We start from the raw sequence: 24242 nt of genomic DNA, 5'->3' as shown, positions 1-24242 counted from the left end.
CCCCCCCCCCCCCCCCCCCCCCCCCCCCCCCCCCCCCCCCCGGGCGGGGGGGTGTGCGGGCCCCCGGGGGGGCCCCCCCCCCCCCCCCCGCCCAACCCTCTTCAGCATCCATGTCCGAATGTGGCGAGTATCTCCAGCCGCACACGCCTAGACTGGCGCCATGGATACCGCCCTCGCCCTCGACACCGCCGCCTGCGACCGTGCCCGCCTGGCCCGCGACGCGCGCTTCGACGGCGTGTTCTTCACCGCCGTGCGCAGTACCGGCATCTACTGCCGCCCGGTGTGCCCGGCACCGCCACCGAAGCCGCGCCACATCACCTACTACCCCACCGCCGCTGCGGCCGCAGCTGCCGGCTACCGCCCATGCCTGCGCTGCCGTCCTGAACTGGCACCGCAGGCCCAGCAGGCATTGGCCGGGCAGACCGTGCAGCGCGCACTCGCCCTGATCCATGGCGGCTTCCTTCAGGAGCAGCCCGTCGCGGACCTCGCGCAGAAGATCGGCCTGAGCGCGCGCCAGCTGCAGCGCCTGTTCGTTGAACACCTGGGCGCGACGCCGGCGCAGATCCACGCCACCCATCGCCTGCTGCTGGCCAAGCAACTGCTGACCGAGACCACGCTGCCGGTGACCGACGTTGCGCTGGCCGCCGGCTACAACAGCCTGCGCCGCTTCAACACCGCCTTCCTGCAGGGTTGCGGCATGGCACCGACGGCGCTGCGTCGCCAGCACCAGCCGCTGGCCGCCGATGACGGCGGCCTGGTGCTGCGCCTGGTGTATCGCCCGCCGCTGGACTTCCCGCGCATGCTGGCCTTCCTGCGCAAACGCAGCCTGCCTGGCATCGAACTGATCGGCGAAGACAGCTACCAGCGTGTGCTGGGCACGCCCGAACGCCCCACCCTGCTGCGGGTCACCGCCGACCCGAAGCGCCCGGAGTTGCGCCTGCAGCTGGGCGCGGTCGATCCGCGTCTGATTCCGGACATCGTGCGCCGCGTGCGCCGCGTATTCGATCTGGACGCGGACCTGCAGCAGGTGCACGCCGCGCTGAGCGAAGAACCCTTGCTGGCGCGCGGTATCGCCGAACGCCCCGGGCTGCGCGTACCCGGCGGCTGGGATGGCTTCGAGGTGGGCGTACGCGCCGTGCTCGGACAGCAGGTCAGCGTGGCCGCAGCCACCACCTTCGCGCGGCGCCTGGTCGACGCCTATGGCGCGCACCTGCCGGGCATGCCATCGGAATTCGATCGCCAGTTCCCGGCGCCCGAGGTGCTGGCCGAAGCGCCCCTGGAATCGATCGGCCTGCCGCGCAGCCGCGCCGCCACCGTGCGTGCGCTGGCGGCCGCCTGCGCCAGCGGCCAGCTCGACTTCGCGCCCGGGCAGGCATTGGAGGAATTCGTTGCTCGCTGCGTCGCGCTGCCCGGCATCGGCCCGTGGACGGCGCAGTACATCGCCCTGCGCGGGCTCGGCCAGCCCGATGCGTTCCCGGCCGGCGATCTTGTACTGCAGCAGGTGCTCGGCCACGCGCAGGGCCAGCGCCTGAGCGAACGTGCAACCGAAGCGCGCTCGCAACCGTGGCGGCCGTGGCGCGCCTACGCGGTGCTGCACCTGTGGCACCTGTCCGGCACGTTCGTTGGAGAACCGACATGACCCTGTTGTTCGACCGTTTCGACAGCCCGATCGGCGTGTTGACCATCGCCGGTGACGAACGTGGCCTGTCACATGTGCTTTTCCCCGAGAACCGCCATCCGGCACGCGGGCGCGATGACTGGCACTACGCACCGGATGCGCTGCCGGAAGCGCGCGAGCAACTGCTGCAGTTCCTGCACGGCGAACGCAGCAGCTTCGACCTTGTGCTGGCACCACGCGGCACGCCGTTCCAGCTGCGTGTGTGGCAGGCGCTGGCGTTGATTCCGTTCGGCCAGACCTGGAGCTACCTGCAGCTGGCGCAGCACCTGGGCCAACCCAGCGCGACCCGTGCGGTCGGTGCAGCCAACGGGCGCAACCCGCTGCCGATCATCCTGCCCTGCCACCGCGTGATCGGCAGCAACGGCGCACTGACCGGTTTCGGCGGCGGCCTGGAAACCAAGGCGGCGCTGCTGCGGTTGGAACAACGCCAGGCCCCGCTGTTCGCCTGAGAGGGCTGGCCGGGCTGCGCCCGGCACCCGCAGAGGCAACCGCAACGGCCGAAGCAACAGCAGCGTTCCGAGGCATGGCGCGGTGGGTCCGGTTGCGAGGGACGCCGTCAACCCGTCCCTGTAAGCTCGGTCGCGCCATCCATGGCGCTCACGCCCCCGCAACCGGACCCACCCCGCCTTCGACAGGTTCCGGCGATCTGTCCGAACGTCATTCTGCGCAACTGTTGGTAGGTGTCGACCTTGGTCGACACGGTAGATCCACGCCGTGCGTGAATGGAAGCATCAGGAATATATCTGGAGAAAAGCCCCCTTCTTGTTGAAGGGGGCGCGCCGACAGGCGCGGGGATAAGGAAAAATGCGCGGACACGGCGCGCAATAGTGCGCCGTGTCTTGGGCGCGTCATTACCTCGCACTATCATGCGCGGATGACTTCCGTACGCCTGACCTGCGCGCTGGCGCTGCTGCTGCCATTGGCCGCCTGCACCACCGCGCCCGCCCCTTCCGCCTCCGTTCCCACACCCGTCGCTGCGGCTGCGCCGCCCAAGCTGCTGCTGATCTCCATCGATGGCCTGCGTGCCGACGCGCTGGACCGCGGCCTGACCCCGAACCTGCAGCGACTGATCGACGGCGGCGTGCGTGCACGCTGGATGACGCCGTCCTATCCCTCGCTGACCTTCCCCAACCACTACACCATCGTCACCGGCCTGCGTCCGGACCACCACGGCATCGTCAACAACAGCATGGACGATGCAACCCTGGGCCGTTTCGAACTGAGCAACCGCGACGCGGTCACCACCAGCGGCTGGTGGGGTGGCGAACCGATCTGGGTCAGTGCCGAGAACGCTGGCGTACGTTCGGCCACCACGGCGTGGCCGGGCAGTGAGTCTGAAATCCGCGGCGTGCGCCCCAGCAAGTGGCGCGTGTACGACGGCAAGCAACCGCTGGAACAGCGGGCCGGCATCGTGCTCGACTGGCTGGCGCAGACCGATGCTGATGCACCGCGCCTCACCACGCTGTACATGGAACACGTGGACAAGGCCGGCCACAACTACGGCCCCGAGTCGAAACAGTATGCCGACGCCATCGTGCGCGCCGACCAGATCGTCGGCCAGGTGCTCGATGGGCTGCAGCAGCGCGGCCTCGCCGCGACCACCAACGTGATCGTGGTCTCTGACCATGGCATGGCCAGCGTGCCGGTCGGCCAGGTGATCTCCACCGAGTCGATGGCCGACCCGGCCATTGCGCGCAATGTCAGCCAGGGCCAGTCGGTGGGTTTTGCGCCGGTCGCCGGCCGCGAAGCGGAAGCCGAACGCGCCCTGCTCGGACGCCACGCGCACTACGAATGCTGGAAGAAGGAGAACCTGCCGGCACGCTGGCACTATGGCACGCATCCGCGGGTTCCGGCCATCGTCTGTGCCATGGATGAAGGCTGGGATGCCCTGCATCAGGAGAAAATCGCCAAACGCGACCATCAGGATCGCGGCTCGCATGGCTACGACAATGCCCTGCCCTCCATGCGTGCCGTGTTCGTGGCCAGCGGCCCGTCATTCCGACAGGGTTTGGTGATCGATGGCTTCGACAATGTCGACGTCTACCCGCTGCTGGCGCACCTGCTGCAGGTGCCGGCCGCGCCGAACGACGGAAATCCGGAAACGCTGAAGAAGACCCTGCGCTGATCCGATTGTAGAGCCGAGCCCACGCTCGGCTGCATTGCTCGGCTCTACAAGAACGTGCATAAAAAAAACGCGGCGCCAGGCGCCGCGTTTTTCTTTGGACCGGTCGGTCGGCCGGATCAGGCCTTGGCGACGGCCTTCTTCGCCACAGCCTTCTTCGCCGGAGCCTTGGCCACGGTCTTCTTGGCAACCGGGGCGGCGGCGCCTACGGCGACCTTGCTCGCGGTGTGCGAACGGGCGTTGCCGTAGCTGGCGTTGTAGCGCTTGCCCTTGGCGGTCTTGCGGTCACCCTTACCCATGTCTTCAACTCCTCAAGTGTGAAATCTGGTTACCCCGTACTGACACGGGTTCGGCGGGGCCGCCTTGCTGGGCGCCCCCGCGCACGATCGAAAATCCTATCACGGAGCGCCTAGTGCGCGCAGCTGGCGTCGTGCACGTGGCCGTGGTTGAGGCGAAGATTGACCAGGTGGGCCACCCCCACCAGCAGGCCGCCGATGGTCATCACCACCGCATGCGGCACGGCGTTGTGGTGCAGCGGGTCGTACAGCACACCGGCCCACAACGCGACCAGGCCGGGAATCAGGAAGCCCAGCGCGCGCAGCGCGCCGTGGCGGCGGTAGCCCCATACCAGGCTGAACAGCCCGAGCAGGGTCACGAACACCACCAGCGCCTGCTCCACGCCATCGCCCAGCCAGAACGACAGGCCCAGCGAAGGCGCCGCCGCCAGCAGTACGGGAATCACCGCGCAGTGCACCGCGCACAGCATCGAACCGGTAGCGCCGAAACGGTCGAGCAGATGGCGCAGGCGTGAGGACAGGGACATGACTTCCAGCAGGGTCGGCGAATCGTTATGGAATAATATAACATCCCTTCCCGAACCGCACGGTTTCCCCTCCCCCTCTCCCATCGGCGGGATTCGTGCGCCCTGCGATTGATACATTGTAACAAAGGACCGATCCATGCCTGCCCACACCCCACGGCTCAAGCCGCATTCCCTGGCCCTGGCCCTCGCCGCCCTGCTTCCGACCGTTGCCTTCGCCGCCAGCGAAGACGATTCCCATCGTGACCGCCACCTGACTGAACTGTCGTCGGTGCAGGTCACCGCGTCGCCACTGCAGGGCGATGCCGAATCGCTGGCCCGCCCGGTGGAGGTTCTGGCCGGTGAGCGCCTCGACGAGCAGAAGGCCGGCACCCTCGGCGATACCGTGGCCAAGCTGCCCGGCGTGCAGAGCACCTTCTTCGGCCCCGGCGTCGGCCGCCCGATCATCCGTGGCCAGGAAGGCCCGCGCGTGGCCGTGCTGTCCAACGGCATGGGCAACATGGATGCATCCACCGTCAGTGCCGACCATGCCACCAGCATCGAGCCGTTCCTGGCCGACCAGATCGAAGTGCTGAAGGGCCCCGCCACGCTGTTGTTCGGCAGCGGTGCCATCGGTGGTGCGGTCAACGTGGTCGATGGCCGCATCGCACGGGAGCTGCCGGAGCGGCCGCTTAGCGGCCGCGCCGAACTGCGCGGCAATTCGGTGAACAATGAGCGCAGCGGCATGTTCCGCCTCGATGGCGTCAGCGGCAATGTCGTGCTTCATGTGGACGGCCTGGTGCGCAATGGCGACGACTACCGTATCCCTGGCTACGCGGTGATCGACAGCCTGGAAGACCACCATGACGACCACGACCATGACCACGCGGGCGAGGAAGGCGAAGAGCCGCGTCGCGGCCGCCTCGACAACAGCTCGATCCGCACCCGTGCCGGTGGCGTCGGTGCGACCTGGCTGGGCGAAGGCGGCTACTTCGGCGTGTCGGCCAGCACCTACCGCACCAACTACGGCATTCCCAACGGCGCACACGTGCACGCCGATGGCGACGATCACGGCCATGACCACGGCCACGACCATGGCGACGAAGAGGAAGGCGGCGACGAGCATGACGTGCGCATCGACATGGTGCAGAACCGCTTCGAGACCAAGGCCGGCATCTATGACCCGGTCTCGTTCCTGAAGAACATCAACGCACGCGTGGCCTATACCGACTACGAGCACGTGGAGCTGGAGGCCGGCACGCCGTCGACCCGCTTCACCAACCGTGGCATCGAAGCGCGCCTGGAAGCGGTGCAGCAGCAGATCGGTGGCTGGGACGGTGCCTTCGGCCTGCAGTTCGGCAACAGTGATTTCGGTGCCAAGGGCGAAGAGGCGTTCGTTCCGGATACAGGCACGAAGAACATCGGCCTGTTCGTGCTGCAGGAAAAGCAGTTCGGACCGTTCAAGCTGGAACTGGGCGGCCGCCACGACCAGGTCAAGCTGGACCCGACCGGTGACTACCGGCGCCGCACCTTCGGCGCCACCAACCTCTCGGCTGCCGGCATCTGGAAGCTCAACGACGCGGTCGACCTGCGCATCGGCGTGGACAGCTCCGAGCGTGCACCGACCAACGAAGAGCTGTACGCCGCCGGCGCGCACATTGCTACCCGTTCGCTGGAGATCGGCGACGGCAACCTGAAGACCGAGCGCGGCCAGCGCGTGGAGCTGGGCATCCACACCCACAGCGAACGCCTGGACTTCTCCGCCTCGGTCTACCAGACCAGGTTCAAGGACTTCATCTACCTGGCCGACACCGGCGTTACCGAGGGGCTGCCGGTGCGCGCCTGGACCCAGCAGGACGCGGTGTTCCGCGGTGCCGAGGCCGAAGCGCTGGTGCACCTGTTCGAGGGCGGCGCCGGTGACTGGGACCTGCGCCTGTTCGGCGACTACGTGAAAGCCAAGCTGGATGGCAGCGGCAGCCGCAACCTCGACATCGCCGTGCCGCACGGCGACCACAACCACAATTACAACGTGGAACTGGCCAACACCGGCTACCTGCCGCGTATTGCCCCGGCCCGCGTCGGCGCCGACCTGCGCTGGTCGAAGGACGGCTGGCGCGCCTCGGTCGGTGCGGTGCGCTACAGCCGCCAGAAGGACGTGGCGCAGAACGAGGAGCCGAGCGATGGCTACACCCTGGTCGACGCCCACCTGGCCTACCGCTGGGACCGCAACGCCAGCAACAGCTACGAGGTGTTCCTGGATGGCAGCAACCTGACCAACCGCGAAGTCCGTCCGCACACCTCGCTGCTGCGCGACTACTCGCCGCTGCCGGGCCGTGGCGTCGCATTCGGCATCCGCGCGTTCTTCTGATCGGCTTACGCCGCCGGAACATTACCTGAGGGGGCCGAAAGGCCCCCTTTTCTTTGTCGCATATGGCATGAACTGGTGGAAGCGGCGCACTACCGACGCATCACCATCTGCTACGCGGCTAGACTCAGCCCGGTGTCAATCCAATAGACAAACTGAGCGGAAACATTTGCACGGCCCTGAGTCTCGATGCCGAACTGGAAGAACGCTTCCTTGCAATCGCCAAACGCGGGAGAACCGCTTGGCTGGCCGGCGACATCGCGGAGGCAGAGCATCGCTTCCTTGAAAGCTGGGACATGATTCCAGAGCCCAAGTCATCCTATGACCACGCCCAGAGTTCATCGTATGGAATAGCAGTTTTCTATCGCGATACCGCCCAGTTTGAGAAGGCCAGAGCGTGGGCGACGGTCGCCAGAGACACTTATGGACAAGGAGAAGCCTCAAGCGAGTACATGGACGAGCTCCTTGCAACGATTGAGTTCGAATCGGGAAACCTTGATGCAGCCTACGCGCTGTTCGAACCGCAGCACCGCAAGTACGGCAGACGTGCCTTTGAGGGCCATGAGAAGGGGTTCATTGATTTCATCAAGAGCAGGAAGAAAACTGGAAAGGTGGATCAGTGAGCCGCTAGCCAGCTCCCATCCGCTCCAGATACTCATCCACGCATGGCGTGGATCTACTGCCCCCTCCGGGAGCCATGGGGTTCCTGCATATCGATGCGACGCCATCACACATCCGTCACAAAGATGTGCGTACCACAACAAGCGGACAATCCCGTCACTCAATGTCTCGCCAACCGGACACTAATGTCCGAAAATATACCCATGACCGCCCAACGTGCCGATGCCGCTGCCCGCCGCGCCCTCATCCTCGACGCCGCCGATCATGTGTTCGGCCAACACGGTGTCACCGCCCCGCTGGATCTGGTGGTCGAACGCGCCCAGGTGGGCCGCGCCACCCTGTACCGCAACTTCCCCGACCGCACCGCGCTGATCCAGGCGCTGCTGCAGCGCACGGTCGACCGCATCCGGCGCCAGGTCGAACAGCTCGGCGACCGCGACGACGCCCTGTTCGAGGTGTTCGAGGGCATGGCCCAGCGCATCATCGATTCGCCGGCACTGGCCGATTACTGGCGTGCGGTCGACTCGGACGTGCCGTCCATGCGCGCTGCGCGCGAGACCGTGCGCGACCTGCTGGAGGAACCGATCGCGCGCGCCAAGGCCGCCGGGCTGTGCCGTGCCGACCTGGAAAAGACGGATATTTCACTGATCTCGGGCATGCTGGGTGCGGCCCTGCGCGGCAAGACCCGCGACGAGCGCGCCCAGTTGGCCGGGCGCGCCCTGCAACTGCTGCGTGGGGGTCTCCAGGGAGCTGCCAGCGAGGCCCGTTGATGGTCCAGCCGTATCTGAAGCCGGTTCCGGATTGGGAGGAACATGAGAAGCCGACCATGCCTGGCTCGGCGTCGATGCCCTGGCACCCGCCGTACCGGCGTGCGGCCTATGCGCTGGTATCGTTGCTGGTAGCGATCACCGGCGGCCTCGGCAATGCGCTGGTCACCGCCAACCTGCCGTTCCTGCAGGGCCAGCTGGCGCTGACCCCGACCCAGGGCAGCTGGCTGGTAGCGGCCTATGCCATGGTCAACGTCACCGCCAACCTGCTGGCCTTCAAGTTCCGCCAGCAGTACGGCATCCGCCTGTTCGCCGAAATCGGGCTGGGGCTGTATGCGGCGCTGGCGGTGCTGCACCTGTTCGTCGGCAGCTTCGAGACCACGATGCTGACCCGTGCCGCCAGCGGCTTCGCCGGCGCGGCCTGTTCAACGCTGGGCACGCTGTACATGCTGCAGGCGCTGCCGCGGCGCTTCACCGGCAATCTGCTGGTGGTCGGCGTCGGCCTTTCCCAGCTGGCGGTGCCGATCGCCTGGATCGTCTCCCCGGGCCTGGTCGATACCGGCCAGTGGCACCAACTGTACTCGTTCGAGGCCGGCCTGGCCCTGTGCGCCTTCGCCGCAGTGGTAGTGCTGAAGCTGCCGCCGGGCATCCAGGTGAAGGCGTTCGAGCCACTGGACTTCCTCACGTTCGCGCTGCTCGCCCCGGCCGTCGCCCTGCTGGTGATCGTGCTGGCGCAGGGCTACACGCGCTGGTGGCTCAATACGGCGTGGCTGGGCTGGGCGCTGATCGCTTCGATCGTGCTGTCCACCACCGCCTTGATCATCGAGCACTACCGGCGTAACCCACTGCTGCAGATCCGCTGGCTGTCGACGCTGCCGGTGCTGCATTTCATCGTCGGCGCCTTCCTGATCCGCTTCCTGACCACCGAGCAGTCCTACGGCGTGGTCAACCTGATGCGCACGCTGGGCATGGGACCGGACCAGATGCGGCCGCTGTTCGTGGTGATCCTGGCCGGGGTGATCACCGGAATCGCCGGTGCCTCGCTTACCTTCGGCCCGAAGCGGCTGATCGCCCAGCTGCTGATGGCGATCCTGCTGCTGGGCGCCGCCGCGTTCTTCGACCAGCACCGCACCAGCATGGATCGGCCGCACGACTTCTACGCCAGCCAGTTCCTGGCCTCGGTCGGTGCGGGCATGTTCATGGGGCCCCTGATCATGCTTGGCATCTCTGCTGCGCTGAAACAGGGCGTGGACCACATGATCACCTTCCTGGTGACGCTGTCGATCACGCAGACGCTGGGCGGCCTGGCCGGCTCGGCGGTGTTGGGCACCTTCCAGCTGCATCGCGAGCAACTGTATTCCAGCGCGCTGACCAGCCAGCTCGATCCGGCCGATCCGGTGGTAGCGCAACGCCTGCGTCTCCAGCAGCAGCTGTACAGCGCCCAGATCACCGACCCGGTCATGCGCAGCGCACAGGGCAGCGCGCAGCTGGCACAGACCACGCGCCGAGAAGCCAATGTGCGTGGCTTCAACGATGTGTTCACCCTGAGCGGCTGGCTGGCGATCGGTTTCCTGTGCTGGTTGCTGCTGCTGTCGCTGCGTACCGCCGTACTGAAGCAATGGCGCAAGCGCCACCCGCCCGTGTCCACCGCGGCCACGCCGGCCGCATCCCGTTGAGTCCCCCCATGCCTCCCGTGCCGCCCCGACCCGACGACGCCGACAACGTCACCCCGCCGCCGCCCACCGACGCGGCGCCCGCGTCCACACCGGTAGAACCCGCGGTCGCGCCGAAGTACCTCAAGCCCAGCGCGCGCAGCGTGGCGGTGATGGTGATTGTCGCCCTGCTGGGCATTGCGCTGATCCTGCGTGCCTGGCACCTGTGGCCGTTCACCAGCAGCGTGATGGTGACCGACAACGCCTATGTGCGCGGCCAGATCACGGTGATGGCGCCGCAGGTGAACGGCTATGTGACCGAGGTGCTGGTGAAGGACTTCCAGCACGTGAAGGAAGGCGAGCCGCTGCTGCGCATCGATGACCGCATCTATGCGCAGCGTGTCGCCCAGGCGCAGGCAACGCTGGACAGCGCGCGCGCGGCGCTGGCCAACTCCGACCAGTCGCAGGCGCAAAACCGTGCGCAGATCGCCTCGGCGCGCGCCACGCTCTCGGCCGGCCAGGCCGAACTGCAGCGCTCGCGCAACGAGCTGAAGCGCTACGAGGAACTGGCCGCACAGCAACTCGTGTCGATCAATGACCGCGACAAGTTCCGCACCAGCCAGGCCTCGGCGCAGGCCAGCGTGCAGCAGTCGCAGGCGCAGATCCGCATCGCCGAGGAAACGCTGGTGTCGACCCAGGTCGCGCGCAAAAGCCTGGAGGCCCAGGTGGAAAGCGCGCAGGCGCAGCTGGAGCTGGCCCGCATCGATCTGGCCAATACGGTGATCCACGCACCGCGCGACGGCCAGATCAGTGAAGCCAGCGTACGCGTGGGCCAGTACGTCGCGGCCGGCTCGCAGCTGCTGTTCCTGGTACCTGACACGCTGTGGGTGGTGGCCAACTACAAGGAAGGCCAGACCTGGGGGATGGCGATCGGCCAGCCGGCCACGTTCTCGGTGGACGCGTTCCAGGGGCAGGTGCTGAAGGGCCGTGTCGAAGAGATCGCGCCCGCCACCGGGTCGGAGTTCAGCGTGTTGCGCCCGGACAATGCCAGCGGCAACTTCACCAAGGTGGTGCAGCGGCTGCCGGTGCGGATCTCGATCGATCCGGGTCAGGCACTGGCGGCGCGGCTGCGGCCCGGCATGTCGGTGATCGTGCGGGTGGATACGGCAGGCAAACCGAAGGACTAGCCCTTGTCATGAAACGGGGTCAGATCCCTTTTGCCAATGGCAAAGGAATCTGACCCCACTCAGGATGCCGGCCAGCGGCCGGCACTACCATTGCATTACCCCGCGCAGCGCGCGCAGAGACCGTGCACTTCAAGGGTCTGTGCCTGCGGCTGGAAGCCCAGTTCCTTGGCGCGCTTTTCCAGCTGGCTGACGATTTCCCGGTCTTCCAGTTCCACCGCGCTGTGGCAGCTGTTGCAGATCAGGAACGGCACCGAATGCGCGGCGCTGCTGGGGTGGTGGCAGGCCACGAAGGCATTCACCGATTCCAGCTTGTGCACGAAACCATTGGCCATCAGGAAGTCGAGGGCGCGGTACACGGTGGGCGGGGCATCAGCACCCACACCCTTGCCGTTGCGCACCCATTCCAGCAACTCATAGGCCTTGACCGGCTTGCCGGCCTCGGCGATCAGCTTCAGTACATTGGCGCGGATCGGGGTAAGGCGCAGCCCGCGTTCGCGCGAGACACGCTCGACCACCGCCACGAAATCCGATGCGTCGTGGACGTGGTGGTGCGGGGCGGTACAAGCAGTGGCGGTCTTGGCGGACATGCGCGTTCTCCGGTTCGGGCCTGGCAAGGATGCCTCAGGCCGTTGCTACCTTGGTGATGGCCACATCGATGCGTTTCAAGGCCTGCTCGCGGCCAGCCAGGTACACGGTATGGGAAATGTCAGGACTGACCTGGGTACCGGTGATGGCCACGCGCAACGGCTGGGCCACCTTGCCCATGCCGATCTCCAGCGCTGCGGCCGCGTCATGCAGGGCCAGGCCCACCGATTCGGCGGTCCATTCCGGCAACGCCGCCAGCAGCTCGCGGGCCTTGCCCAGCGCCACCTCGGCACCGGCCTTGAAGTGCTTGGCCACCGCCGCGTCATCGTACTCGGTCAGCGGCTGGTACCAGACCACGGCTTTCTCGGCCATCTCCTTCAGGGTCTGCACGCGTTCACGCAGGGCGATCACCACGTCCTCCGGTGCCGGTCCGGCAGCCACGTCCAGCCCCAGCTTCTGCAGCTGGTAGACCAGGTGCGGCACGATCGCGGCCACATCCTCGGTCTTCAGGAAGTGCTGGTTGACCCAGCCCAGCTTGGCCATGTCCAGTCGCGAGGCCTTGGAGTTGCAGTCCTTCACGTCGAACAGCTCGATCAGCTCCTGGCGGCTGAACAGCTCCTGGTCACCGTGCGACCAGCCGAGACGGGCCAGGTAGCTCAGCAGCGCATCGGGCAGGTAGCCGGCGTCCTTGTACTGCATCACGTCGGCCGCGCCGGTGCGCTTGGACAACTTGGCGCCCTGCTCGTCCAGGATCATCGGCATGTGGCCGAACTTCGGCACCGGCGCACCAATGCCTTCGTACAGGTTGATCTGGCGCGGGGTGTTGTTGATGTGGTCGTCGCCGCGGATGACCTCGGTGATGCCCATGTCCCAGTCGTCCACCACCACCGCGAAGTTGTAGGTGGGGTAGCCGTCCGGGCGGAAGATCACCATGTCATCCAGCTCGCTGTTGGCGATCTCGATGCGGCCCTTGATCAGGTCGTCGAACACCACCGTGCCTTCCAGCGGATTCTTGAAGCGGATGACGCGGTTCGGGTCGTCCCTGTAGGGCAGGCCCAGATCGCGCGCAGCGCCGTTGTAGCGCGGCTTCTCCTGCCTGGCCATGGCAGCCTCGCGCATCGCGTCCAGCTCTTCGCGGGTCTCGTAGGCGTAGTACGCCTTGCCCTCGGCGATCAGCTGCTCGGCCACTTCCTGGTAACGGGCAACGCGGTCGGTCTGGTAGATCGGGCCTTCGTCATAGTCCAGGCCCAGCCACTCCATCGCCTCCAGGATGGCGTCGATCGCACTCTGGGTGCTGCGTTCACGGTCGGTGTCCTCGATGCGCAGCACGAACTCGCCGCCACGGTGGCGGGCCTCCAGCCAGCAGTACAGCGCGGTGCGGGCACCACCGATGTGGAGGTAGCCGGTGGGACTGGGGGCGAAGCGGGTGCGGCAGGTCATGGACGGCTCGAGGAACGGGAATCCCCCGATTTTACCAGCCCGCCGCCCCCGACGGAAAAAGGGGACGGAGGGGATTAAGTCGTGATTGCCCAGCCCGTGGGCACTGCAACCGGGAAACGGAGGGGAGATGCGACTTAATCCCCTCCGTCCCCTTTTACGGTTCCACCTTGCGCGGGAACGGCTGCTCGCGCATCGCGGCGTTGTAGGCGAACGAGGCGACGATGGCAGCGGCCTGCTTCAGGTCTTCCGGTTCGGCGTGGTCCCAGGTGTCCAGGTGGCTGTGGTGGACATTGGTGAAGTAGTCCAGCCGGTCCTGGATGAACTGGAAGCCCGGCAGGCCGATGCGGTCGAAGCTGATGTGGTCGGTGCTGCCAGTGTTGCGGGTGGCCACGGTGGTGGCGCCCACGTCATGGAACGGCGCCAGCCAGGCTTCGAAGATAGGCATGGCCACCAGGTTTTCCTGAGCGTAGATGCCACGGAAGCGGCCCGAGCCGTTGTCCATGTTGAAGTAGACCTGGAACTTGCCGTAGTCGCGGGTCTTCTGCAGTGCGCCGGTCGGCTCGCGCAGCGACGCCGGCAGCGCCTTCTGCGCCGGGTCGGTCGGCTCCGGGAACTTGCCGAAGTGCTTGGCCACATAGGCCTGCGAGCCGATCAGGCCCTGCTCCTCGCCGCTCCACAGCGCCACGCGGATGGTGCGCCTGGGCTTGGCGCCGGTGGCCTTGAGGATGCGCATCGCCTCCATCATCACCGCCACGCCGGCGGCGTTGTCGGCCGCACCGGTGCCGCTGTGCCAGGAATCCAGGTGCGCGCCGATCATCACCACTTCATCGGGCTTGCTGCTGCCACGGATCTCGGCCAGCGTGTTGTAGCCGGGCTGGTCGGCCTCGTCGGTGAAGCGTGCGGCCACATCCACGCGCAGGCGCACGGTCTGCTTGGCCTCCAGCGCGCGTACCAGCGGATTGAAGTGCTCGCTGATCATCGCCAGCTCGGGAATGCCCACCGACTCACCGGCCTTGCGCGAACCACCACCGGCAACGCGGATGATGCCGTTGTCCCAGCTGCTGATGCCGATCGAGGCCAGCGCGCCCTCTTCCACGAAGAAGGCATTGACCTTGGCCGCCAGCTGCTGGCGTTCCTGGTATTCCTTGACCCGCTTGGCGCGCTCGGCGGTGGCGTCCTTGTCCTTGGGCAGGGTGAACTCCTGCAGGCCCTCCAGCGAGGTGGCGTCGTGGCGGTGCGAATCGGGCTCGGTGCCCCGCTTGTATTCGCGTGCCTCGCCCAGCAGGAGGATCTTGCCACGCAGCTTGCCGCGGTACTTCTCTATGTCTTCGGGCTTCTTGATGTCGACCTGCACCAGCTCGCCTTCGACCGGGCCCTTCGTACCGGGGGTCCAGGCCTTGGGCAGCGCATGCAGCGGCTGCACGCGGTCACCCAGCATTTCCACGCTCGCCGAGGTGAATTCCCAGCCACGGCCGAAATCATCGAAGGCCTCGTCGTGGACGTTGTCCAGCTTCCATTCGTTGAACTTGCCGCGGGTCCACGCATTGGCGCGGCCCATCGCCGGCGAGTTGGTCAACCGCGGTCCAATGCGTTCGGTGAGGTAACTGAAGGTGTCCATTACCTGCGACCGGTGGAAGGCCTCCTGGCGGATGCGGCTGACCATGTCCAGGTCCACCGTCTCGCGCTGCTGCGCCCCTGCATTGCCACCCATCACAAGCGCTGCGGCCAGCACGCCCCACTTCAACACATCGCACCCCTGCCCTTCGGCTCGATCTTCAACCCATCGAGTCTAGCCAGCAGGGGCGCGCCGATACCGTCCCATCGGTCATGGACAGCAGTAGATCCACGCCATGCGTGGATGAACAACCCGATCACCCCCTCCACCCCAACCACAACTGCGCCCGCTCCGGCAGCAACAACAACCAGTGCCGCCGGTCGACGCTGCAGCAGCCGTACACCGCCGCATGCGCGGGCCAGTCATCGGGCAGGCCGTCGATGCCGATTTCGGCCAGCGCTTCCGCCCCGGCCTTCCATGGCCGGTAGCGCGGCACCCGTCCGGCCACTGCGCCACGTCCCTGCCGCGCACCCTGCAACCAGCCCAGGCCCTTGCCCCGCAGTCCTTGGCAGGTCGCCGCCGCCAGCTGGAAGCGGACCAGGCCGGGGGCGATCCGTGCCCCCGGCAGGGCCGCCAGCACGCCATGTGCCTGCAGCAGTGCATCCACTTCCAACAGGGCCGGAATACCCTGCCGTGCCCGTTGCCGCAATCCCTGGCGCCAACTCATGGCCTGCTCCTTACTTCAGGTCCGCGCCGAGCGCGTACCAGTCCACCCGACGGGTCACCCACATCGCCAGCGCCAGGATCACGAACAGCAGCAGCGAACCCATCAGCAGCGCATTGTTCTCCGACACCAGCAGGCCATACAGCGCGCCGTACAGCACGGTCAGCAGCGCCGCGAAGCCGAAGCCGCGCTTCCAGTGGCCCAGCACATTGGCCAGGTACACCGCCTGCAGGCCGATGCAGGCCACCGCCGAAACCAGGTAGGCCTTCCAGAACGCGATGTGCTCGGACAGGCTGATCAGCAGCAGGAAGAAGATCGCCAGCGCCAGGCCGACCATCAGGTACTGCAGCGGGTGGATGCGCAGCGACTTGATCAGCTCGAACAGGATGAAGCCGAGGAAGGTCAGCAGCACGAACAGCACGCCGTACTTCGAGGCACGGTCGGCCTGGGTGTAGCTATCGACCGGATCGACCAGCGACACCGTCACCGCCTGCGAGTCCACCGAACCGTCATTGCGCAGCTGCCGCTGTGCGTCGGAGGCCAGCGAGGACACCGCCCAGCGCGCATCGAATCCCTGCGCATCAACGCGGCGCTCGTTGGGCAGGAAAGCTCCGCTGAACGACGGATGCGGCCAGCTCGAACGCAGCGCGATGTGGGTGTCATCGCCCACCGGCACCACCGACAGCATGCGACTGCCATCCAGGCGCAGCTCCAGTTCAACGGTGCTGGCGGCCAGCGTGCCGCCCTGATCCGCATCGAAACCGGCCACCGGTGCATGCAGGCCCCGCCCGATCTCGCCGGCCGCACCAACACCCGGCAGCAAACGCAGCTGCTTGCCATCCACGCGCAGGTTCGGCGTGCCGACCAGGCCACGGACATCGGAAACCCCCACCGCCACATACGGCTGGCCGTAACTGCGGCCCGCCTTCACCGGGTAATCGTCTGCGGCGAAGGTCGCCTTCATCTGGCCGTTCCAGCTGTAGACCGGCACCTTGAACAGCCCCACCTCACGCTGGCTCGGCAGCATTTCGCCGCCCACCTCCAGCGATGCCGGCATCTGCAGCCAGTGCCCCTCGGTGACCTGCACTTCGGTCTTCTTGACGCCCAGCGGGTCGACCAGTTCAACCTGCTTGCGTTCCACCCATGGCACCACCCGCACCGGGCCCACCAGCTGCTGTGCGCCGGCGCGGCTGTCGGCCACCCGCGAGAAAGCCTCGTCGCGGTACGCACTGCGTTCGTTGATGACACTGCGGATCATCGTCAGCGGAACCAGCAGCAGCAGGATCAGGCCGCCGACAATGGCGAAGCGCAGCAGCATCTTCAGGGATTTCATGGTCCAATCCTCGTTGGAGAGGACTGCAGGATGGACCGCCACGGTGAGCGGGGTTTGTGGCGAATTTGAAGCGAATGTGAAGTCAGCGGCGGGGGCGCTGGCCCGGCACTGACAACGGCAGCCACAGGCTGGCGACGGTGCCACCGCCGTCGCGCGCGTCGAGGCTGGCGCGACCATCGTGCAGGCGCGCGACCTCCTGCACGAACGGCAGGCCCAGGCCGGAACTGCGCCGGCCGCTGCCGGGGCGGGCCAGCGAATAGAAGCGTTCGAACACCCGTTCGCGCGCGTAGTCGGGAACGCCGGCACCGCGATCCGCTACCTGCAGGCGTACGCCCTGCCCGTCCACCTCGGCCTGCAGCGCGATGTCCGCGCCGGGCGGTGAGAAGGCAATGGCGTTGTCGATCAGGTTGTGCAACGCCTGCCGCAGCAGATAGGCATCACCCTGCACGCGCATGTCGGGTACGCTGCCGATGCGCACCTGCACGCCGGCCGCCTGCGCACGCACCTGCGCGGCCGCCGCCGCATCGGCCAGCAAGGTTGGCAGCGCGATCGGATCGCGGGTCTGCAGCCAGCCGTGCTGTTCCACTTCGGCCAGCGCCAGCAGCTTGTCGATCGTCTCGGTCAGCCGCTCCTGCTGATCGACGATGCTGCGTGCAAAATGCACGCGGTCGGCCTCCGGCAGTGGCTCCTGCAGCAGCTCGGCGGCACCGCGGATCGCCGCCAGCGGACTCTTCATTTCATGCGTCAGCGACTGCACGTACTGCTCGACGTAGGCCTTGCCCTCCAGCTTGCGGCGCATCGTTTCCAGTGCCTGGCCCAGGTCGCCGATCTCGTCGCGGCGCCGCCGCGGGGGTGGCACCGGTTCGCCGGCGCTGACCGCACGCGCGTAGCGGCTGAGCTGGCCAAGGCCCGTGGTGAGCCACATCGTCACCAGCACGCCGACCAGCGCCGACAATCCGATCAACCAGGCGCCGCGCTCGATGATGGCGCGTTGGCTTGCAGCGATGAACGGATCGATGCTGCGGTTGGGCTGGGCCAGGCTGAGCACGCCGATCAGCGTGCGCCCATCGTCCGGGTCGTATACCGGCGCCGCCACATGCATCACCGTATTGCCTTCCTCGCCCGGCGTTTCCGGGCTGGAGCGGGCACCGTACTCGCCACGCAGGGTGCGATAGACATCATTCCAGCGCGAGTTGTCGCGCCCCAGGTCGCGGCCCAGCGAGTCGTAGATGACGATGCCCTTGGCATCGGTGATGGTCACCCGGTAGTCCAGTGAGCGCTTGGGAAAGCGCCAGACCATCGCTTTCAGGTCACGCTGCCGCGCCTTGGCGAGGTTGCGGGTGAAGCTGCCGCTGCCGATGGTGCCGGCCTTGACGTCGGCGGCGGCCATCTCGGCCAGCACGTTGGCCGCATCGACCAGGGTCGATTCCATCGCCTGGCGCACGCCGGGCTTCACTTCGTTGACGAACACGCGCATCACGAAGAACGCGGCGATGCCGGTTATCAGGAAGAAGCCGAGGAACAGCTTCAATACCAGGCGCATCGGCTAGACCTCCAGCGCGTAGCCAAGGCCACGGTGGGTGCGGATGGGGTCTTCGCTGGCACCGGCCGCGCGCAGCTTGGCGCGCAGCGTCTTTACATGCGTATCAACGGTGCGGTCGGCGCTGTCGGCACTGCTGTCCCAGCCACGGTCCATCAGCTGGGCACGGCTGAGGATGGCGCCCGGGCGCTGCAGCAGCGCTTCCAGCAGCGCGTACTCGTAGCGGGTCAGGTCCAGCGCGTGGCCGCGGAAGCGGATGCGCCGGCCTTCACGGTCGATGGCGAAGGCACCATGTTCCTGCCAGCCCGTATCGGCGCTGGGTCCTGCGTTGACCGGTGCCGCGCGGCGCAGGCGCGCACGCACCCGCGCCACCAGTTCTCGCGGCGAGAACGGCTTGGTCATGTAATCGTCGGCGCCCAGTTCCAGGCCCAGCACGCGGTCCACTTCATCGTTGCGGGCGGTCAGGAAGATCACCGGCAGCTGGGCCGCCGGCCCGGGCTGCGCGCGCAGCCGCCGGCACACTTCGAAACCGCCCAGGTCGGGCAGGCCCACGTCCAGCACCACCACGTCGATATCGCCGGCCTGCAGCCGTTGCAGGGCCTCGCCGCCGAGCAGGCAGTGGCTGGCGGCATAGCCTTCGCTGCGCAGCGCATAGAGCACGGTTTCGGCGATGGCGGCTTCGTCCTCGACCACCAGGACATGGGCAACGGGAGCTGTCATGGCGCGCAGCATAGCCGCTGCGGCCGCCGCCCCGTACACTGCCGCCCATGAACTATCGCCACGCCTTCCATGCCGGCAACCATGCCGACGTGCTCAAACACATCGTGCAGCTGGCCCTGATCGACAGCTTCAAGCGCAAGGACAGCCCGTTCTTCGTGCTCGACACCCACGGCGGTGCCGGCCGCTACCTGCTGGCCAGCGAAGAGAGCCGCAAGACGCTGGAGGCCGAATCCGGAATCATGCGGCTGATGGCCCAGCCCAAGCTGCCGGAGGTGGTCGAGCGCTACCTGAAGGCGGTACAGGCCGACAACCCGGTCGGCGCGCTGACCAATTATCCGGGTTCGCCGCTGCTGAGCGCACAGGCAATGCGTGCGCAGGACCGCATGGCGGTCTGTGAGCTGCAGGAAGCCGAAACGGCCACGTTGAAGGCCCTGTTCGCCCATGACAGCCGCGTCGACGTGCGCGCCGGCGATGGCTATGCCGTGCTGCGCTCGCTGCTGCCGCCGAAGTTCAACGGCAGCAAGATCGGCCGTGGCCTGGTCCTGATTGACCCGCCGTACGAGGCCCAGGACGCGGAATACCAGAACGTCTTGGCCGCCCTGGCCGAGACCCTGGCACGCTGGCCGCAGGCCACCTGTGCGGTCTGGTTCCCGATCAAGCAGCGGCGCACCATCCTGCACTTCCTGCGCAAGGCCACTGCCCTGCCGGTCAAGTCGGCGATGACGATCGAGTTCCTGGTGCGCCCTGACGACTCGCCGCTGCGGCTCAACGGCAGCGGCATGCTGCTGCTCAACCCGCCCTGGCAGTTCGACCGGGTGGTCGGCCCGGCCCTGCCGGCGCTGCGCCAGCACCTGGGCGAACCCGGTGCCAGCACCCGCCTGGATTGGCTCAAAGCCCCCGAATAACGGCCTTCACGAGGCTGTACCGCCGTGAGCCTTCCGTTCACGGAATGCAGCCCCGGTGATGCCACAATCGATGGACCACCAAGGAATCACCCGGTATGGCCACTCGCAACCGCATGCCGCCCTGGCATGAGATCTTCAAGGCTCCCAGCGGCCACGAGCTGCTGATCCGCCCCATCCGCCCGGAAGATGGCGCACCGCTGCAAGCGGCATTCAGCCTGTTCGGGCCGGAAGAAATCCGTGATCGTTTCCTGCAGGCGGTGACCGAACTGTCGCCGGAGACTACCCAGCGCCTGACCCACCCGAACCCCAAGACCGAGATCACCCTGGTCGCAGCCGAGTCCCTGCCCGCTGGCGAAGCGGTGGTCGGCGCGGTTGCCCGGGCCTCGATCATCCCCGGCACCCGTGAAGCCGAGTACGCGATCCTGATCAGCCGCTTCCTGATCGGCCAGGGCCTGGGCCGGCAGCTGATGCGCAAGCTGGTGAAGTGGGGCCGCGGCAAGTACCTGGACCGCCTGTACGGCGACGTTGCCGCCGAGAACGAGCCAATGAAGCAGCTCGCCGCCTCGCTGGGCTTCAAGCCGGTGCCGCATCCGAACGGTGCCGAAGGCCTGGTGCGGATGGTGCTGGAGTTGGACAACTGAAGGTAGCGCCGGGCCATGCCCGGCGACGTTGATTCAACCGCCGCGCTCGGCCGGGCTTGGCCCGGCGCTACACCCGCTCACGTCACGATCATGGGCCCGGCAGGGGCTTCTGCTAAAATCCGGAGTCCATGTCGCGTACCTCATACCCCGCCCCGCCGCTGCCGCGTGCCGGCCAGCTCCGCGCCTGGTGGCGCGCCCCCGCCTCGCCGACCGCCCTGGCCTGGTACCTGGCCCAGGCCGCGCGCGCGCACGACGCCCCGCTGCTGGTGATCGCCCGTGACAACCACGGTGCCAACCAGCTTGAAGCCGACCTGCAGACCCTCCTTGGCGGCGACCCGGCCCTGCCGGTGGTCGCCTTCCCTGACTGGGAAACCCTGCCCTACGACCGCTTCAGCCCGCATCCGGACATCATCTCGCAGCGCTTGGCTGCCCTGCACCGCCTGCCCACGCTGAAGCGTGGCCTGGTGATCGTGCCGGTGCAGACCCTGCTGCAGCAGCTGGCCCCGCGCAGCTATGTGATCGGTGGCAGCTTCGACCTGAAGGTCGGCCAGCGCCTGGACCTGGAGGCCGAGAAGCGCCGCCTGGAAAGCGCCGGCTACCGCAACGTGCCGCAGGTGATGGACCCGGGCGACTTCGCCGTGCGCGGCGGCCTGCTCGACGTGTTCCCGATGGGCGCCGACGAGCCGCTGCGGGTAGAACTACTGGACGAGGACATCGACTCGATCCGTGCCTTCGATCCGGAAAGCCAGCGTTCGCTGGACAAGGTCGAGGCGGTGCACATGCTGCCCGGCCGCGAAGTGCCGATGGACGAGGCCAGCATCGCACGCGTGCTGGCCACGCTGCGCGAGCGTTTCGATGTGGATACCCGGCGCAGTTCGCTGTACCAGGATCTGAAGTCCGGGCTGGCCCCGGCCGGCGTCGAGTACTACCTGCCGCTGTTCTTCGAGCGCACCGCGACCCTGTTCGACTACCTGCCCAGCGGCAGCCTGCCGGTGGTCTGTGCCGGTGCCGGCGAAGCCGCCGAGGCGTTCTGGGCGCAGACCGGCGAGCGTTATGAGCAGCGCCGCCACGATGTGGAACGGCCGCTGCTGCCGCCGTCGGCGCTGTACCTGTCGCCGGAGCTGCTGCGCGAGCGCCTGAACGATGCCCCGCGCATCGAAGTATGGGCCGCCGACCACGCACGCATCGCCGACGCGCACGCGCTGGGCGACCAGCCGCTGCCCCCGCTGCCGGTGGCCGCGCGCGAAGCCCCCGCCGGCGATGCGCTGAAATCCTTCCTCGGCCATTATCCGGGCCGGGTACTGATCGCCGCCGATTCACCCGGCCGCCGCGAGGCGCTGCTGGAAGTGCTGCAGGCCGCCGAGCTGAAGCCGCCGGTGGTGGCCGACCTGCCCAGCTTCCTCGCCGACGACGCGCGCTTCGCGATCGCGGTGGCACCGCTGGAGGATGGCTTCGCGCTGGACGATCCGCGCATCGCGGTGCTGACCGAGCGCCAGCTGTTCCCCGAGCGCGCCGGCAGCACCCGGCGCACGCGCCGTGCCGGCCGCGAGCCGGAAGCGATCATCCGCGACCTCGGTGAACTGACCGAGGGCGCGCCGATCGTGCACGAGGATCATGGCGTCGGCCGCTATCGTGGCCTGATCGCGATGGACGTCGGCGGCATGCCCGGCGAGTTCCTCGAAATCGAATATGCCAAGGGCGACCGCCTGTATGTGCCGGTCGCCCAGCTGCACCTGATCAGCCGCTATTCCGGTGCGTCGGCGGAAACCGCGCCGCTGCATTCGCTCGGTGGCGAGCAGTGGAGCAAGGCCAAGCGCAAGGCCGCCGAGAAAGTACGCGACGTTGCTGCCGAGCTGCTGGAGATCCAGGCCCGCCGCCAGGCGCGTGCCGGCCTGGCACTGCAGGTCGACCGCGCGATGTACGAGCCGTTCGCGGCCGGTTTCCCGTTCGAGGAGACCCCGGACCAGCTGGCCGCGATCGATGCGACCCTGCGCGACCTGGCCAGCAGCCAGCCGATGGACCGCGTGGTCTGCGGCGACGTCGGCTTCGGCAAGACCGAGGTGGCGGTGCGCGCCGCGTTCGCCGCCGCCAGTGCCGGCAAGCAGGTGGCCGTGCTGGTGCCGACCACGCTTCTGGCCGAACAGCACTACCGCAACTTCCGCGACCGCTTCGCCGATTACCCGCTGAAGGTCGAGGTGCTGTCGCGCTTCAAGACCAGCAAGGAAATCAAGGCCGAACTGGAAAAGGTCGCTGCCGGCACCATCGACGTCATCGTCGGCACCCATCGCCTGCTGCAGCCGGACGTGAAGTTCAAGGACCTGGGCATGGTCATCGTCGACGAGGAGCAGCGATTCGGCGTGCGCCAGAAGGAGGCGCTGAAGGCGCTGCGCGCCAACGTGCACCTGCTGACGCTGACCGCCACGCCGATCCCGCGCACGCTCAACATGGCCATGGCCGGCCTGCGCGACCTGTCGATCATCGCCACGCCGCCGCCGAACCGGCTGGCGGTGCAGACCTTCATCACCCAGTGGGACAACGCGCTGCTGCGCGAAGCCTTCCAGCGCGAGCTGGCACGTGGCGGCCAGCTGTACTTCCTGCACAACGACGTGGAGAGCATCGGCCGCATGCAGCGCGAGCTGTCCGAGCTGGTGCCGGAAGCGCGCATCGGCATCGCCCACGGGCAGATGCCCGAGCGCGAACTGGAAAAGGTGATGCTGGATTTCCAGAAGCAGCGTTTCAACGTGCTGCTGTCGACCACGATCATCGAATCGGGCATCGACATCCCCAACGCCAACACCATCATCATCAACCGTGCCGACCGTTTCGGCCTGGCCCAGCTGCACCAGCTGCGTGGCCGCGTCGGTCGTTCGCACCACCGTGCCTACGCCTACCTGATCACCCCCGACCGTCGCGCGATCACCCCCGACGCCGAGAAGCGCCTGGAGGCGATCGCCTCGATGGACGAGCTGGGCGCCGGCTTCACCCTGGCCACCCACGATCTGGAAATCCGCGGCGCCGGTGAACTGCTTGGCGAGGACCAGAGCGGGCAGATGGCCGAGGTCGGCTTCAGCCTGTATACCGAGCTGCTGGAACGCGCGGTACGCAGCATCAAGCAGGGCAAGCTGCCCGACCTGGATGCCGGTGAGGAAGTGCGCGGCGCCGAGGTCGAGCTGCATGTGCCGGCACTGATCCCGGAAGACTACCTGCCGGACGTGCACACCCGCCTGACCCTGTACAAGCGCATTTCAAGCGCGCGCGACAGCGATGCACTGCGCGAGCTGCAGGTGGAGATGATCGACCGCTTCGGCCTGCTGCCGGATGCGGCCAAGCACCTGTTCGCCATCGCCGAGCTGAAGCTGAAAGCCAATACGCTGGGCATCCGCAAGCTCGACCTGGGCGAGAACGGCGGCCGCATCGTGTTCGAGTCCAAGCCGAACATCGATCCGATGGCGGTGATCCAGCTGATCCAGAAACAACCGAACCTCTACGCCATGGAAGGGCCCGACAAGCTGCGCATCAAGCACCCGCTGCCGTTGCCGGAAGACCGCTTCAATGCGGCCCGCGCCCTTCTGACCACCCTCGCCCCGGGTTGATCGCCCCCCCCGAAC

Annotated in this window: 20 protein-coding genes; 11 read left to right on the top strand and 9 right to left on the bottom strand. The window is 67.3% G+C overall.

The features are described 5' to 3' along the window. Positions 1-160: 160 nt before the first annotated feature. The 3 genes from O0J15_RS16270 (at position 161) to O0J15_RS16260 (ending at position 3803) form a co-directional block, all read left to right on the top strand. Positions 161-1639, top strand: a complete 1479-nt coding sequence (locus O0J15_RS16270) for an AlkA N-terminal domain-containing protein (protein WP_308305953.1) — start codon at positions 161-163, stop codon at positions 1637-1639. Beyond that, positions 1636-2127: a methylated-DNA--[protein]-cysteine S-methyltransferase gene (locus O0J15_RS16265; RefSeq protein ID WP_021202265.1), complete on the top strand. Its 492-nt coding sequence runs from the start codon at positions 1636-1638 to the stop codon at positions 2125-2127. The genes O0J15_RS16270 and O0J15_RS16265 overlap by 4 nt, the downstream gene beginning before the upstream one ends. Positions 2128-2552: 425 nt before the next feature. Further along, the gene (locus tag O0J15_RS16260) at positions 2553-3803 is read left to right on the top strand and encodes an ectonucleotide pyrophosphatase/phosphodiesterase (RefSeq protein ID WP_134732476.1); all 1251 of its coding nucleotides are present in this window, start codon (positions 2553-2555) and stop codon (positions 3801-3803) included. Positions 3804-3919: 116 nt separating this feature from the next. Here the strand turns inward: O0J15_RS16260 and O0J15_RS16255 are convergent, their stop codons facing one another. Together O0J15_RS16255 and O0J15_RS16250 are read right to left on the bottom strand one after the other, a co-directional pair. Beyond that, entirely contained in the window at positions 3920-4099 is a 180-nt protein-coding gene (locus O0J15_RS16255; protein WP_004150462.1) for a 30S ribosomal protein THX, read from the bottom strand. A gap of 110 nt (positions 4100-4209) precedes the next feature. Further along, on the bottom strand, positions 4210-4623 hold the full coding sequence (locus tag O0J15_RS16250) for a MerC domain-containing protein (RefSeq protein ID WP_021202517.1): 414 nt from the start codon (positions 4621-4623) through the stop codon (positions 4210-4212). A 136-nt stretch (positions 4624-4759) separates the two neighbouring features. Here O0J15_RS16250 and O0J15_RS16245 point away from each other — a divergent pair, with 136 nt between their 5' ends. From O0J15_RS16245 to O0J15_RS16225, 5 genes are all read left to right on the top strand, one after another. Continuing rightward, complete coding sequence (locus O0J15_RS16245; RefSeq protein WP_308305952.1) at positions 4760-6967, top strand: TonB-dependent receptor; 2208 nt, start codon at positions 4760-4762, stop codon at positions 6965-6967. A gap of 293 nt (positions 6968-7260) precedes the next feature. Continuing rightward, the gene (locus tag O0J15_RS16240; protein ID WP_308305951.1) at positions 7261-7587 is read left to right on the top strand and encodes a hypothetical protein; all 327 of its coding nucleotides are present in this window, start codon (positions 7261-7263) and stop codon (positions 7585-7587) included. A gap of 201 nt (positions 7588-7788) precedes the next feature. Beyond that, complete coding sequence (locus O0J15_RS16235; protein WP_019659167.1) at positions 7789-8355, top strand: TetR/AcrR family transcriptional regulator; 567 nt, start codon at positions 7789-7791, stop codon at positions 8353-8355. Then, on the top strand, positions 8355-10028 hold the full coding sequence (locus O0J15_RS16230; protein WP_308305950.1) for an MFS transporter: 1674 nt from the start codon (positions 8355-8357) through the stop codon (positions 10026-10028). The genes O0J15_RS16235 and O0J15_RS16230 overlap by 1 nt, the downstream gene beginning before the upstream one ends. Positions 10029-10036: 8 nt before the next feature. Then, positions 10037-11191 (top strand): HlyD family secretion protein, encoded by a 1155-nt coding sequence (locus tag O0J15_RS16225; RefSeq protein ID WP_021202514.1) that lies wholly within the window; start codon positions 10037-10039, stop codon positions 11189-11191. 95 nt (positions 11192-11286) lie between these two features. Here O0J15_RS16225 and O0J15_RS16220 read toward each other — a convergent pair whose 3' ends face one another. The 7 genes from O0J15_RS16220 to creB all read right to left on the bottom strand — a co-directional run bounded on the left by O0J15_RS16220 (position 11287) and on the right by creB (position 19100). Further along, positions 11287-11778: a Fur family transcriptional regulator gene (locus O0J15_RS16220; protein ID WP_021202513.1), complete on the bottom strand. Its 492-nt coding sequence runs from the start codon at positions 11776-11778 to the stop codon at positions 11287-11289. Positions 11779-11812: 34 nt separating this feature from the next. After that, positions 11813-13216 carry a glutamate--tRNA ligase gene (gene gltX, locus O0J15_RS16215; protein ID WP_308305949.1) on the bottom strand — a complete coding sequence of 468 codons (1404 nt, stop codon included), beginning with the start codon at positions 13214-13216 and terminating at the stop codon, positions 11813-11815. Between the two features lie 154 nt (positions 13217-13370). Beyond that, positions 13371-14963: a M20/M25/M40 family metallo-hydrolase gene (locus O0J15_RS16210; protein ID WP_308305948.1), complete on the bottom strand. Its 1593-nt coding sequence runs from the start codon at positions 14961-14963 to the stop codon at positions 13371-13373. A 124-nt stretch (positions 14964-15087) separates the two neighbouring features. Beyond that, entirely contained in the window at positions 15088-15498 is a 411-nt protein-coding gene (locus O0J15_RS16205; protein ID WP_019659172.1) for a hypothetical protein, read from the bottom strand. A gap of 10 nt (positions 15499-15508) precedes the next feature. Next, positions 15509-16828, bottom strand: coding sequence for a cell envelope integrity protein CreD (gene creD, locus O0J15_RS16200; RefSeq protein ID WP_164145350.1), 1320 nt, complete (start codon positions 16826-16828; stop codon positions 15509-15511). Between the two features lie 82 nt (positions 16829-16910). Continuing rightward, entirely contained in the window at positions 16911-18371 is a 1461-nt protein-coding gene (gene creC / locus O0J15_RS16195) for a two-component system sensor histidine kinase CreC (protein ID WP_308305947.1), read from the bottom strand. 3 nt (positions 18372-18374) lie between these two features. Beyond that, positions 18375-19100, bottom strand: a complete 726-nt coding sequence (gene creB / locus O0J15_RS16190) for a two-component system response regulator CreB (protein WP_308305946.1) — start codon at positions 19098-19100, stop codon at positions 18375-18377. A 35-nt stretch (positions 19101-19135) separates the two neighbouring features. Between creB and O0J15_RS16185 the strand changes: the two genes are divergently transcribed. The 3 genes from O0J15_RS16185 to mfd all read left to right on the top strand — a co-directional run bounded on the left by O0J15_RS16185 (position 19136) and on the right by mfd (position 24227). Continuing rightward, positions 19136-19993 carry a 23S rRNA (adenine(2030)-N(6))-methyltransferase RlmJ gene (locus O0J15_RS16185; protein ID WP_308305945.1) on the top strand — a complete coding sequence of 286 codons (858 nt, stop codon included), beginning with the start codon at positions 19136-19138 and terminating at the stop codon, positions 19991-19993. Between the two features lie 95 nt (positions 19994-20088). Next, the gene (locus tag O0J15_RS16180; protein WP_019659177.1) at positions 20089-20634 is read left to right on the top strand and encodes a GNAT family N-acetyltransferase; all 546 of its coding nucleotides are present in this window, start codon (positions 20089-20091) and stop codon (positions 20632-20634) included. Positions 20635-20762: 128 nt separating this feature from the next. After that, complete coding sequence (gene mfd, locus O0J15_RS16175; protein ID WP_134743509.1) at positions 20763-24227, top strand: transcription-repair coupling factor; 3465 nt, start codon at positions 20763-20765, stop codon at positions 24225-24227. Positions 24228-24242: the final 15 nt, after the last annotated feature.

It is taken from the genome of Stenotrophomonas sp. Sm10 (genome assembly GCF_030985515.1).
Classification (GTDB): domain Bacteria; phylum Pseudomonadota; class Gammaproteobacteria; order Xanthomonadales; family Xanthomonadaceae; genus Stenotrophomonas; species Stenotrophomonas hibiscicola.
This window is presented reverse-complemented; position numbering and strand designations above follow the sequence as displayed.